The sequence below is a fragment of the Cupriavidus sp. 8B genome, from assembly GCF_054589115.1.
On the sequence record NZ_BAAILO010000460.1, the window covers coordinates 48904 to 60810 of the forward strand.

Below are 11907 nucleotides of genomic sequence, written 5' to 3' on the forward strand. Positions count from 1 at the left end.
CGCCTTCACCGCGACGCCGCCCAGCTTGTTCTCGCGGCCATCGACCTTGCGCAGATAGAAATCCTGCACCGGATTGTGCGCCTTCGACAGCGTGAAAGCACCGCGCGGGCTATCCACCTTGGTCTGCTCCATCGCCTTGATGACCTCGGCCTTCTTGCTCATGTCGCCCTTGACCGCGCTGGCGCCGGCAGCCAGCAACTGGGCGGCGTCGTAGCCCTGCACGGCGTACACATCAGGCTGCAGCTTGTAGGCCTTGGCGTATTCCAGGCGGAAACTCTTGTCGCGCGGGTTGGACAGGCCGTCGGCATAGTGCAGCGTGGTTTCGATGCCTTGCGCTGCGGCGCCCTGCGCCTCCAGCGTGCCGTCGGTGAGGAAGCCCGACGCGTAGAGCGGGATCTTGTCCTTGAGGCCTGCCGCGGCCCAGTCCTTGACGAATTTCACGGCGCCACCGCCGGCGAAGAACACGAAGACCGCATCGGGCTTGATCGATGCAACCTCGGTGATCAACGCCTGGAATTCCACGTTGGGGAACGGCAGGCTCAACTCCTTCACCACCTTGCCGCCCTTGGCCTCGAAGGCTTCCTTGAAGCCCTTGACCGACTGCTCCCCGGCTGCGTATTTCCACGTCAGCGTGACCACTTTCTTCATGCCGCGCTCGGCCAGCACGTGGCCCATGGCGTAGCCCGGCTGCCAGTTCGAGAACGAGGAACGGAAGATATTGGGGCCGCACAGCGGGCCGGTGGCTTCATCCACGCCCGCGTTGGGAATGATCAGCAGCGTGTTGTTTTCCTTGGCCACCTTGACGATGCCCATCTGCACGCCCGAGTGCACCGTGCCCACCACCACATCGACCTGGTCGCGCTTGATCAGCTTGGTGGCGTTCTCCGGCGACTTGGCCGGATCGGACTCGTCGTCCACCTTGAAGTACTCGATCTCCCGCCCGCCCAGCTTGCCGCCCTGCTCCTGCACGTACATCTTGAAGCCATTCTCGATGGCGTTGCCCAGCGATGCATAGGTGCCCGTGTAAGGCAGCATGAAGCCAACCTTGATCTTGCCGGTGCCCTGGGCATTGGCGCCCGCGGCGAAGGCAAGGGATGCAGCGATGGCTAGGCATGCGGGGGCCAGCCCGCGCGATGTGAAGCGATGCATGGATGTCTCCTGGTGGTCAAGCCGACTTCCGTCGCCTGGGCCGGCATCGCCAGCCTGCCGGGCTCCCATCCGTTCGCGGCATTCGCAGACCTCGCTAGCTGCCAGACGGGGGAACTGCAGGCCGACGCGCGGGGGGGCGCGGAATTATTTTAGGTATGAAGTATGTGCCGTTATAAACCTGACCGCCGCGTCCGTCAACGGCCCCGGCTGGTCGCGGTGTGGCGAGTGGCCGCATCGCGGGAGTTTAAGCAGGACGGTTTGTGGCGCATATCGATGGATACCCTCAATCTGCGCCATGGTGCCGTACTCGTCGTCCTCGCCCTGCACCGCCAGCACGGGACAACGGATCTCCGACAGCAACGGACGCAGGTCGAAGGCGCGGAACGCCGGATCGAGCCAGATATCGTTCCAGCCCCAGAAGGCGGAATCCACATCGTCGTGGTGGCGCGCCAGCTTGCTGCGCAGATCCGTCTGCAGGTAAGCCTCTCGCGTGGCCTGGATGCTGCTCACAGAGACATCCTCGACCAGGGTATGCGGCGCCAGCACAGTGATGCCGTCTACCGCCTGCGGAAAGCTCGCGGCATGGATCAGCGCGATCGAGCCGCCGTCGCTGTGGCCGAACAGCCAAGGCTTGCCACGTTTGCGGCCGGGCCCGATCTCGAGTACGTCGAACAGCGCCGGCAGGGCCTCGCGCGCCTGGCGGTGCATATAGTCGACGCCCCACTTTTCCGCGGCGGGACGCGGGGTCGAGCGCCCATAGCCATAGCGCGACAGCACCAGCCCGCGAAAGTCGCCGGCCTCGCACAGCATGGCGGGATAATCGCGCCACATGCTGATCGAGCCCAGCCCTTCGTGCAGGAAGACCACCAGCGGGCGCTCGTGGCGCTCTGGCCGCAGCCACTGGATCTCCACCTGGATACGGCGTCCGTCGAACGGGATTTCCACCAACTCGCTTTGCATGCCCTTGCCTTTCATCATCATTCGGTCGTTGCCGGCACGATCGCCGGCCCCGGTGTGGCGCCTGCGGTGGCCGCCTGCGCAGCCTCCTCGCGCTGGCGCAGTCGAAAGCGCTGGATCTTGCCGGTGGCCGTCTTTGGCAACTCGGCCACGCACTCGATCTGGCGCGGATACTTGTACGGGGCCAGCCGCGACTTGACGAACGCCTGCAGCTCCGCCGCCATGCCGTCGTGCCAGGACTGGCCGGGGCGCAGCACCACGAAGGCTTTCGGCTTGACCAGTTCGTCCGCGTCAGCCACGCCGATCACCGCGGCCTCCAGCACGGCAGGGTGCAAGGCCAGCACGGCCTCGACCTCGAATGGCGAGACGTAGATGCCGCCCACCTTGAGCATGTCGTCGCTGCGCCCGGCGTAGATGAAATAGCCATCCGCATCCTGCAGGTACTTGTCGCCGCTGCGGGTCCATTCGCCCACGAAGGTGTCGCGGGTCTTGTCACGGTTGCCCCAGTACATCAGCGCGGCGCTCGGGCCCTTGATAAAGAGGTCGCCGATCTCGCCGTGCGCGCAGGGCTGGCCCGCTTCATCGAGCAGCCTCAGCGCATAGCCGGGAACCGGCTTGCCGGTGGTGCCGTAGCGCACATCGCCGGGACGGTTCGACAGGAAGATATGCAGCATCTCCGTGGAGCCGATGCCATCAAGGATGTCGCAGCCAAAATGCGCGTGAAAGCGGTCGCCGATATCCTTGGGCAGCGCCTCGCCCGCCGAGGTGCATACGCGCAGCGAAACGTCCGGCCGTGCCGGCAGGTCGCTCGCGGCCAGCATGCCGGCGTAGAGCGTGGGCACGCCGCAGAACACGGTCGGGCGCTGCTCGCGCAGCCGGCGAAATACCGCCTGCGGCGTCGGGCGTTCGGCCATCAGCACGGTGGTGGCGCCAACCGCCAGCGGAAAGGTCAGCGCATTGCCCAGGCCATAGGCGAAGAACAGCTTCGCCGCGGAAAAAACCACGTCATCCTCGCGCAGGCCAAGCACCTGGCGCGCATAGAGATCGGCGGTATGGAACAGGTTGCCATGCGTGTGCACGGTGCCCTTGGGACGCCCCGTGGAGCCGGACGAATACAGCCAGAATGCGATGTCGTCCGGCCGGGTGGCGGCAGCGCCTTCCAGCGGCACGCCCTGCCCGGCCATCTCGGCCACGCTCGGTCCCGGGCCGGCGCTGCCTGCATCCGGTGCGGCGAGGATCAGCGCGGGCGCGGTGCCAGCCTTGCCGATGGCATCGCGCATGACGCAGGCCAGCGGCGCCGAGACCACAGTTGAGCGCGCGCCGCTGTGCTCCAGCATGTACGCGTAGTCGTCGACGGTCAGCAGGGTGTTGACAGCCACGGGCACCACGCCGGCCAGCAGGCAGCCGAGGAACACCGTGGGGAAATCGATGGTGTCGAGCGCACACAGCAGCAGGCGCTCCTCGGGGCGGATCCCGGCATGCAGCAGGGCCGCGGCAAAGCGCCGGCTGCGCTGGTCGAGCGCGGCGAAACTGAGCGAGCCGGCATCGTCCACGTAGGCGGTCTTGTCGGCACGGCCCGCCGTCAGATTGCGCGACAGCAGATCGGCGGCGGCGTTGTAGCGGGCCGGCAGCACTGAAATGGCCACAGCGGTCGCATCAGCCGCCGGGGACGGGGATGCAATTGGGGGCGTCATGTCTCCACTCCTCGATGCCGTCCCCCCGGTCGCACTTCGCCTTGGGACGGAGTCAGGTTTGTCGTGATTTTTTGTGTTTTTTCTTCTTGACCTGCATTTGTCGATGCATTTTATTGCATATCAACTATTATGCAAGCAGAGAAATGCACTATATGACACGAAGGCTGCGTCCCTTATAATCGCAACCCCGATCCTGGCCCCAACCGATCTCACTCCCATCCGAATCCGCCCGCCATGCGCCGCGATCCAGACTCAATGCTGGCCCCCGACTCCACCGACGCCCGCCCTGCCGGCGAGCGCGATCCCTACCTGACGCAACTCGGCGAGCGCATCCGCTCGCTGCGCGCAGCGCGGGGCATGTCACGCAAGGACCTCGCGCGCGGCGCGGAGGTGTCCGAGCGCTATCTCGCCAACCTGGAAACCGGCACCGGCAATGCGTCCGTGCTGCTGCTGCGCCAGGTGGCGCGCGCGCTGGATGTGCCGTTGCCGGTAGTGCTGGCGGAGATGGAAACGCAGCACGCTGCCGGTGGCCAGCCGGCCTCGGAGTTCTCGCAACTGGTGCAATGGCTGGCGCAACTGCCCGCGGCCGACCTGTCGCGTGTGCGCGAGGCTTGCCACCAAGCCCTGGCGCCCAGCGCGTCCCATGATGCGCGCCATCGCCGCATTACGCTGATCGGACTGCGTGGCGCCGGCAAATCCACCCTCGGGCGGGCGCTGGCCGCGGCCATGGAAGTGCCCTTCGTCGAACTCAACGGTGTCATCGAGCAGGAAGCCGGCGCCAGCCTGGCCGAGATCCACTCACTCTACGGGCAGGCCGCCTACCGCCGCTACGAGATGCGCGCGCTTGAACGCGTGCTGCGCGAGAACGACCGCATGGTGCTGGCCACGCCCGGCAGCCTGGTCTCGGAGCCCTCCACCTTCAACCTGCTGCTGGCACGCTGCTACACGGTCTGGGTGAAGACCTCGCCCGAGGAACACATGGCACGGGTGGTGGCGCAGGGCGATATGCGCCCGATGGAAGGCAACCGCGAAGCCATGGACGATTTGCGCCGCATCCTGCTGGCGCGCACCCCGCTGTACTCCCGCGCGGACGTGACGATCGACACCAGCGGCCAGGATCCCACTACCTCCCTGCAAGCCTTGCGTGCCCATCTGCGAGTCATTGGCGCGTAATTGGCACGTGATTGGCGCCTGGACATCGCGCAAGGATTGCGCCGGCGGCCGTTGTGCACTATATTTCATCACGAAAGATGATCGACAATATAGTGCATAAAGGAGACCACGATGTCCGCCCCGGCCGCTCCCAACGATCCCACTGCCACCGAACAAGCCCCCGTCACCTTTGAGCGCGACCCCGCGCAATACCGCCACTGGAAACTGGCGTTCGACGGCCCGGTGGCCACGCTGTCCATGGATGTCGACGAGGACGGCGGCCTGCGCCCCGGCTATGCGCTCAAGCTGAACTCTTACGACCTTGGCGTGGACATCGAATTGCACGATGCCGTGCAGCGCATCCGTTTCGAGCACCCGGAAGTGCGCACCGTGGTCCTCACCAGCGCCAAGGACCGCATTTTCTGTTCGGGCGCCAACATCTTCATGCTCGGCAAGTCATCGCACGCCTGGAAGGTGAACTTCTGCAAGTTCACCAACGAAACCCGCAACGGCATCGAGGACGCCAGCCGCCACTCCGGGCTGAAGTTCATCGCGGCCTGCAACGGCACCACCGCCGGTGGCGGCTATGAGCTGGCACTGGCCTGCGACGAGATCGTGCTGGTCGACGACCGCTCCTCGGCCGTCAGCCTGCCCGAAGTGCCGCTGCTAGGCGTGCTGCCGGGCACCGGCGGGCTCACGCGCATCACCGACAAGCGCCGCGTGCGGCGCGACCACGCCGACATCTTCTGCACCACCACCGAGGGCGTGCGCGGGCAGCGGGCGCACGACTGGAAGCTGGTCGATGCCGTGGTCAAGCCGGCGCGCTTCGCGGAGCACGTGCAACAGCGCGCGCTTGCGCTCGCCGCGCAGAGCGACCGGCCTGCCGGCCAGGATGGCGTGAAGCTCACGCCGCTGTCGCGCAGCCAGGATGCGCACGGCTACCGCTACGACACGATCCAGGTACACATCGACCAGCATGCCCGCAAGGCCACGCTGACGGTATTCGGGCCGGGTAAGCACCAGCCGCAGACGCTGGCCGCGATCCTTGCCGCCGGCCCCGGCTGGTGGCCACTGAAGATGGCGCGCGAACTTGACGACGCCATCCTCACGCTGCGCGCCAACCATCTCGACATCGGCATGTGGATCCTCAAGACGGAGGGCGATCCCCATCAGGTACTGGCCACCGACGCCCTGCTGGACACGCATGCCGGCCACTGGTTCGTGCGCGAAACCATCGGCATGCTGCGCCGCACGCTGGCGCGCCTGGAGGTGTCGTCGCGCACCCTGTTCGCGCTGATCGAGCCGGATTCCTGCTTTGCCGGCACCTTGCTGGAGCTGGCCCTGGCGGCCGACCGCAGCTATATGCTGCATCTGCCCGACGCGCCGGACGACGCGCCGCGCGTGTTCGCCAGCAGCGCCAATTTCGGCCGCTATCCGAGCGTCAACGGGCTGACGCGGCTGGCCGCGCGCTTCTATCAGGATGAGGTGGCGATCCAGGCCGTGCAGGATCATATCGGCGCGCCGCTCGACGCCATCAACGCCGCCTCGCTCGGCCTCGTCACCGCCACGCCCGACGACATCGACTGGGAAGACGAAATCCGCATCGCCATCGAGGAGCGGGCCAGCCTGTCGCCGGACGCCTTGACGGGGCTCGAAGCCAACCTGCGCTTCGGGCCGGTGGAAACCATGGAGACCCGCATCTTCGGCCGGCTCACCGCCTGGCAGAACTGGATCTTCAACCGGCCCAACGCCGTGGGCGAGCAAGGCGCGCTCAAGGTGTTTGGCTCGGGCAACAAGGCCCGCTTCGACTGGGACCGCGTCTGAGCCCATCCACCCAGCCATCCAGCCGTAAAAAAAACAAGACAAGGAGACACCCAGTGAGCATCGACTACAGCCAGAAGATCCCGAACAACGTCAACCTGTCCGACGACCGCGCGCTGCAGCGCGCGCTCGAACACTGGCAGCCCGCCTTTCTCGACTGGTGGCGCGACATGGGGCCCGAAGGCTCGCACCAGCACGATGTCTACCTGCGCACGGCAGTATCTGTCGATCCTTCCGGCTGGGCGCACTTCGACCACGTCAAGATGCCGGACTATCGCTGGGGCATCTTCCTCCAGCCCGCCGACCCGGCGCGCCGCATCCATTTCGGCGAGCACAAGGGCGAGGCGGCCTGGCAGGAAGTGCCGGGCGAGCATCGCGCCAACCTGCGCCGCATCATCGTCACCCAGGGCGATACCGAGCCGGCCTCGGTCGAGCAGCAACGCCACCTGGGCATGACCTGCCCCTCGCTCTACGACCTGCGCAACCTGTTCCAGGTCAACGTGGAAGAAGGCCGCCACCTGTGGGCCATGGTGTACCTGCTGCATCGCCATTTCGGGCGCGACGGGCGGGAAGAGGCCGAGGCGCTGCTGGGACGGCGCTCCGGCGACGAGGACAACCCGCGCATCCTGGGCGCCTTCAACGAGCGCACGCCCGACTGGCTGGCCTTCTTCATGTTCACCCACTTCACCGATCGCGACGGCAAGTTCCAGCTCTGCGCGCTGGCCGAATCCAGCTTCGACCCGTTGGCGCGCACCACGCGCTTCATGCTGACCGAAGAAGCCCATCATATGTTCGTGGGTGAATCCGGCATCTCCCGCGTGATCCAGCGCACCTGCGAAGTGATGCGCGAACGCGATATCCAGGATCCCGCGGACGTGCGCGCCGCCGGCGTGATCGACCTCGAGACCATCCAGCGCTACCTCAACTTCCACTACAGCGTGACCATCGACCTGTTCGGCGCCGACCAGTCGTCCAACGCCGCTACCTTCTACAGCGCCGGGCTCAAGGGCCGCTTCGAGGAAGGCAAGCGCGACGACGACCACGTGCTCAAGGGCGACGTGTACCGCATCCTCGACGTCACCGACGGCCGCCTGGGCGAGCGCGAGGTGCCCATGCTCAACGCGCTCAACGAGGTGCTGCGCGACGACTACGTCAAGGACACGCTCGGCGGCGTGGCGCGCTGGAACAAGGTGATCGAAAAGCACGGCATCGCATTCCGCATGACGGTGCCGCACAAGGCGTTCAACCGCAAGATCGGCAGCCTGGCCAACGTCCATGTCTCGCCGACGGGCGAGCTGCTCACCGAAGCGCAATGGCAGGCGGGCGAGCGCAACTGGCTGGCGACGGACGAAGACCGCGCCTTCGTGGCGTCGCTGATGGGCCGGGTCACCGAGCCCGGCAAGTACGCCAACTGGATCGCGCCGCCGATGGTCGGCGTCAACCGCCAGCCGATGGATTTCGAGTACGTGCGCTTCAACTGACCCTGCAACTGACCCTGCAACTCACTCTGCAACTCACCCTGACTGACCCACAGGCAACATGCGGCGCAGCGCCGGCGACAGACCGGCCGCGCGCCAAGGAGACCAAAGAGATGGGCGCCCCCGACATCATCAAGCAGCACCTGATCGACCCCGAGATCTGCATCCGCTGCAATACCTGCGAAGACACCTGCCCGATCGACGCGATCACCCATGACGATCGCAACTACGTGGTCAGGGCCGACGTGTGCAACGGCTGCGGCGCCTGCCTGGGGCCGTGCCCCACCGGCGCGATCGACAACTGGCGCACGATGCTGAAAAGCGAGGCGTATCCGATCGAGGCGCAGTTGCTGTGGGACGAGCTCCCCGCCAGCCTGCCCTTGCCCGCGGACACCGGGTTCGAGAGCGCGCCGGATCCGGCTTCCCCGGAAACCGGGCAGGAGCCGCAAACCCAGCAAGTGGAAACCAGCCGGCATACCTCGCCCAAGGCGCCGTGGTCGGCGGCGCATCCGTACGTCAACCTGCACGGCGTGCGCGCCCCCGTCACCGCCACCGTGGCCGGCAACTACCGCCTGACCGCCGACGACGCATCGAGCGATGTGCATCACATCGTGCTGGATTTCGGTCAGCACTTTTTCCCGGTGCTGGAAGGCCAGGCCATCGGCATCGTGCCGCCCGGCACCGACGCCACCGGCAAGCCGCACTACATCCGCATGTATTCGATCGCCAGCCCCCGCGACGGCGAACGGCCGGGCTACAACAACCTGGCGCTGACGGTGAAGCGCGTCGAGCAGGATCATGAAGGGCAGCCGGTGCGCGGCGTGGCATCCAACTTCCTGTGCGACCTCGCGCGCGGCGACGAAGTGCGCGTGGTCGGTCCGTTCGGCACCACCTTCCTGATGCCGAACCACCGCGAAGCCAGCGTGATGATGATCTGCACCGGTACCGGCTCGGCCCCGATGCGCGCCATGACGGAGCACATGCGGCGCAACCTCGAGCAGTTCGACGGGCAGCGCATGCTGTTCTTCGGCGCGCGCAATGCGCGGGAACTGCCCTACTTCGGGCCGTTGATGAAACTGCCGCCGAGCTTCCTCGATATCCATCTCGCCTTCTCGCGCGATCCCGGCCAGCCCCGGCGTTATGTGCAGGACGCCATCCGCGAAGCCGGCGCCCGCGTGGCGGGGCTGCTGAATGACCCGCACGGCCATGTCTATATCTGCGGCCTCAAGGGGATGGAAGACGGCGTGCTGGCTGCGTTCGGGGAAGTCTGCGCCGGCGCCGGCCTGGCCTGGAGTGAACTGGAAGCCACCATGAAGACGGAGGGACGGCTGCATATCGAGACGTACTGATCTGGCCGCGGGCCTGCTCCAGCGCTCCCGGCACCCTCGCAACTCAGTGCGCCGCAGAAAAGTCATATACAGGACAGGCGAGCATTCTGCAGTGGGCGAGGCCACCAAACCATGCAGATAGTGGTGGCGTTTTACTGCTTCCCTTACGAAACGAACCGCCTATAATGTTTCTGAAGAAACAGGAGCGAGGCGATGCAACCCAGGCAAGTCCCCGAGCATCTTCCTGCCGGCAGTCCGGACCCCGGCACCACCCTCACCAAGGCGGTCATGCGTGCGGCCGGCTTCCTTGGCATCAGCCAGGCAGGCGTGGCCAACGTGCTGGGCATCAGCACCGCCTCCGTGTCCCGAATGGCTTCCGGGGGCTATGTGCTCGATGCGCATCGCAAGGAATGGGAGTTCGGCGTGCTGTTCGTGCGCCTGTTCCGCTCGCTCGACGCTATCCTCGGCCACAGCGACCAGGCCCGCCTCTGGCTGGCCAACGAAAACCTGGCGTTGGGCGGCAAGCCGCTCGACCTGATCCGCACAACCGAGGGCCTGGTACGTGTCGTTCACTATCTGGATGCCACCCGCGGTCGCGTCTGAGCGCAAGCCGTTTGCGCTCACGCTCTGGCGCGCGGTAGAGGCCCAGCATGTGGTATCGACCATGCCGCTGGTCGACAGCCTGGAGGAGCAAGCCGTGCTGGAAGCCGTGCTGGACGCCGGCAAGCCCGCGGTGCCCGCCGACGCACGCCACCTCCACTATCTTCTGTTCACACCCTTTCGCTACCCGCCCTCGCCCTGGGGCTCGCGCTTTCGCGCCGAGCAGGATCCTGGCGTGTTCTACGGCGCGGACGACATCCGCACCGCCTGCGCGGAGCTTGGCTACTGGCGCTGGCGCTTCCTGCTCGACAGCCCGGCGCTGCCGCGCATCGACGCCCGGCCCCACACCCTGTTCCAGGTCAGCGTGCGCACCGACGGCATCGCGCTCGACGCCCCGCCCTTTGCCGAAGACGCAGCGAAGTGGACCGATCCCGATCACTATGACGCCTGCCAGGCCCTGGCCCGCACGGCCCGGGAAGCCGGCCTCGGCATGATCCGCTACACCTCGGTACGCGACCCGGAGCACGGTGCTTGCGCCGCACTGTTGAGCCCGCGCGCCTTCGCTGAACCGCAACCACGCATCACCACCACCTGGATGCTGACCGTACGGCCGGACCGCGTCATCTGGCAACGCGACGACCTGCTGCAGCGGGACAGTTACCAGTTTGCCGCCAGCACCTGGCAGCGCAGCAAGGTCAGCCCCGGCCAGGCCTGACTGCCGGCGCGCCATTGCGGCCGCGCTCCTTATCGGGGCGAGTTCTTGCGCCCTTTACCGTTCTGGCGCAATTGGCTGTTGCACTGCGACAGGATTTACCTTATAATCTTTTTCTTCGACGGACGCGGGGTGGAGCAGTTGGCAGCTCGTCGGGCTCATAACCCGAAGGTCGCAGGTTCAAGTCCTGCCCCCGCAACCAAAGCCATGCATGACAATGCCATCGGCTGTCGAGCGCAAATCCACAACGCACAACAACGCCCTGCACGGGCGTTTTTTGTTTTGTGCGCCCAGCTCTCTACATAGGCGCGACTGCGCACGCAGACCTTCCCCAAACTAGCATCGCACCCCCGGCAGCCCCCATCGGCGGTGATACACTTTCGCCATTCCTCCCGGACGCCCCTCATGAAATTCTGCTCGAACTGCGGCCATGCGGTCGTGCTGCGCATCCCTGAAGGCGACTCGCGCCTGCGCTCAGTGTGCGACAACTGCAGCACCATCCACTACGTCAACCCGCGCAATGTGGTCGGCACCATTCCCGTGTGGGAGGACAAGGTCCTGCTGTGCAAGCGCGCCATCGAGCCGCGCTACGGCTTCTGGACGCTGCCGGCTGGCTTCATGGAAATCGGTGAGACCACCGCGCAGGGCGCCGCTCGCGAGACGCTGGAGGAAGCCGGGGCACGGGTGCAGGTTGGCGAGTTGTTCTCCATCCTGAATGTGCCGCATGTGCATCAGGTGCATATGTTCTACCTGGCGACACTGGAGGACCTGGACATCTCCGCGGGCGAGGAAAGCCTGGAGGTGAAGCTGGTCGAGGAAGCCGATGTGCCCTGGGATGAACTGGCCTTCCCCACCGTGATCCATTCGCTGCGCTGTTTCTTCGCGGATCGCGCGGCGGGACGGCTGGCCGACGGCACCTTCCGCCTGCACAGCCTGGATATCGACAAGCCGATGCGCCCGCTGACCACCCGGGCCACGGTCGAACCCTGAACACGGGCGCGTTGCCCGCACTCCCT

The 11907-nt window shown here is 66.2% G+C and carries 10 protein-coding genes and 1 tRNA gene; 8 read left to right on the plus strand and 3 right to left on the minus strand.

Going from position 1 to position 11907, the window contains the following annotated elements; all coding sequences use genetic code 11:
• The 3 genes from ACYP5B_RS43830 to ACYP5B_RS43840 all read right to left on the minus strand — a co-directional run.
• Positions 1-1149: ABC transporter substrate-binding protein (locus tag ACYP5B_RS43830; RefSeq protein WP_459573795.1), on the minus strand; the 1149-nt coding region annotated here is incomplete at its 3' end.
• A gap of 144 nt (positions 1150-1293) precedes the next feature.
• Positions 1294-2109 carry an alpha/beta fold hydrolase gene (locus ACYP5B_RS43835; RefSeq protein ID WP_459573833.1) on the minus strand — a complete coding sequence of 272 codons (816 nt, stop codon included), beginning with the start codon at positions 2107-2109 and terminating at the stop codon, positions 1294-1296.
• A 17-nt stretch (positions 2110-2126) separates the two neighbouring features.
• Entirely contained in the window at positions 2127-3800 is a 1674-nt protein-coding gene (locus tag ACYP5B_RS43840; protein WP_459573796.1) for a benzoate-CoA ligase family protein, read from the minus strand.
• A gap of 234 nt (positions 3801-4034) precedes the next feature.
• Between ACYP5B_RS43840 and ACYP5B_RS43845 the strand changes: the two genes are divergently transcribed.
• From ACYP5B_RS43845 to ACYP5B_RS43880, 8 genes are all read left to right on the plus strand, one after another.
• Positions 4035-4973, plus strand: a complete 939-nt coding sequence (locus tag ACYP5B_RS43845; protein ID WP_267606270.1) for a helix-turn-helix transcriptional regulator — start codon at positions 4035-4037, stop codon at positions 4971-4973.
• Between the two features lie 111 nt (positions 4974-5084).
• The gene (gene boxC / locus ACYP5B_RS43850) at positions 5085-6776 is read left to right on the plus strand and encodes a 2,3-epoxybenzoyl-CoA dihydrolase (RefSeq protein ID WP_459573797.1); all 1692 of its coding nucleotides are present in this window, start codon (positions 5085-5087) and stop codon (positions 6774-6776) included.
• A 53-nt stretch (positions 6777-6829) separates the two neighbouring features.
• A complete protein-coding gene (gene boxB, locus ACYP5B_RS43855; protein ID WP_400094405.1) occupies positions 6830-8254 on the plus strand; it encodes a benzoyl-CoA 2,3-epoxidase subunit BoxB in 1425 nt (474 codons plus the stop codon).
• Positions 8255-8364: 110 nt separating this feature from the next.
• The gene (boxA, locus tag ACYP5B_RS43860; protein WP_459573798.1) at positions 8365-9600 is read left to right on the plus strand and encodes a benzoyl-CoA 2,3-epoxidase subunit BoxA; all 1236 of its coding nucleotides are present in this window, start codon (positions 8365-8367) and stop codon (positions 9598-9600) included.
• A gap of 192 nt (positions 9601-9792) precedes the next feature.
• Positions 9793-10182, plus strand: a complete 390-nt coding sequence (locus ACYP5B_RS43865) for an MbcA/ParS/Xre antitoxin family protein (RefSeq protein ID WP_035860093.1) — start codon at positions 9793-9795, stop codon at positions 10180-10182.
• Complete coding sequence (locus tag ACYP5B_RS43870) at positions 10142-10894, plus strand: RES family NAD+ phosphorylase (RefSeq protein WP_459573799.1); 753 nt, start codon at positions 10142-10144, stop codon at positions 10892-10894. The genes ACYP5B_RS43865 and ACYP5B_RS43870 overlap by 41 nt, the downstream gene beginning before the upstream one ends.
• Before the next feature lie 123 nt (positions 10895-11017).
• Positions 11018-11093: transfer RNA gene (locus ACYP5B_RS43875), tRNA-Met, on the plus strand.
• 203 nt (positions 11094-11296) lie between these two features.
• Positions 11297-11881, plus strand: a complete 585-nt coding sequence (locus tag ACYP5B_RS43880) for an NUDIX hydrolase (protein ID WP_174422706.1) — start codon at positions 11297-11299, stop codon at positions 11879-11881.
• Positions 11882-11907: the final 26 nt, after the last annotated feature.

Bases quoted from the DNA above. Each gene is read 5' to 3' on its own strand.
- ACYP5B_RS43835 (WP_459573833.1), bottom strand. From the start codon at position 2,109: ATGCAAAGCGAGTTGGTGGAAATCCCGTTCGACGGACGCCGTATCCAG.
- ACYP5B_RS43840 (WP_459573796.1), bottom strand. From the start codon at position 3,800: ATGACGCCCCCAATTGCATCCCCGTCCCCGGCGGCTGATGCGACCGCT.
- ACYP5B_RS43845 (WP_267606270.1), top strand. From the start codon at position 4,035: ATGCGCCGCGATCCAGACTCAATGCTGGCCCCCGACTCCACCGACGCC.
- boxC (WP_459573797.1), top strand. From the start codon at position 5,085: ATGTCCGCCCCGGCCGCTCCCAACGATCCCACTGCCACCGAACAAGCC.
- boxA (WP_459573798.1), top strand. From the start codon at position 8,365: ATGGGCGCCCCCGACATCATCAAGCAGCACCTGATCGACCCCGAGATC.
- ACYP5B_RS43865 (WP_035860093.1), top strand. From the start codon at position 9,793: ATGCAACCCAGGCAAGTCCCCGAGCATCTTCCTGCCGGCAGTCCGGAC.
- ACYP5B_RS43880 (WP_174422706.1), top strand. From the start codon at position 11,297: ATGAAATTCTGCTCGAACTGCGGCCATGCGGTCGTGCTGCGCATCCCT.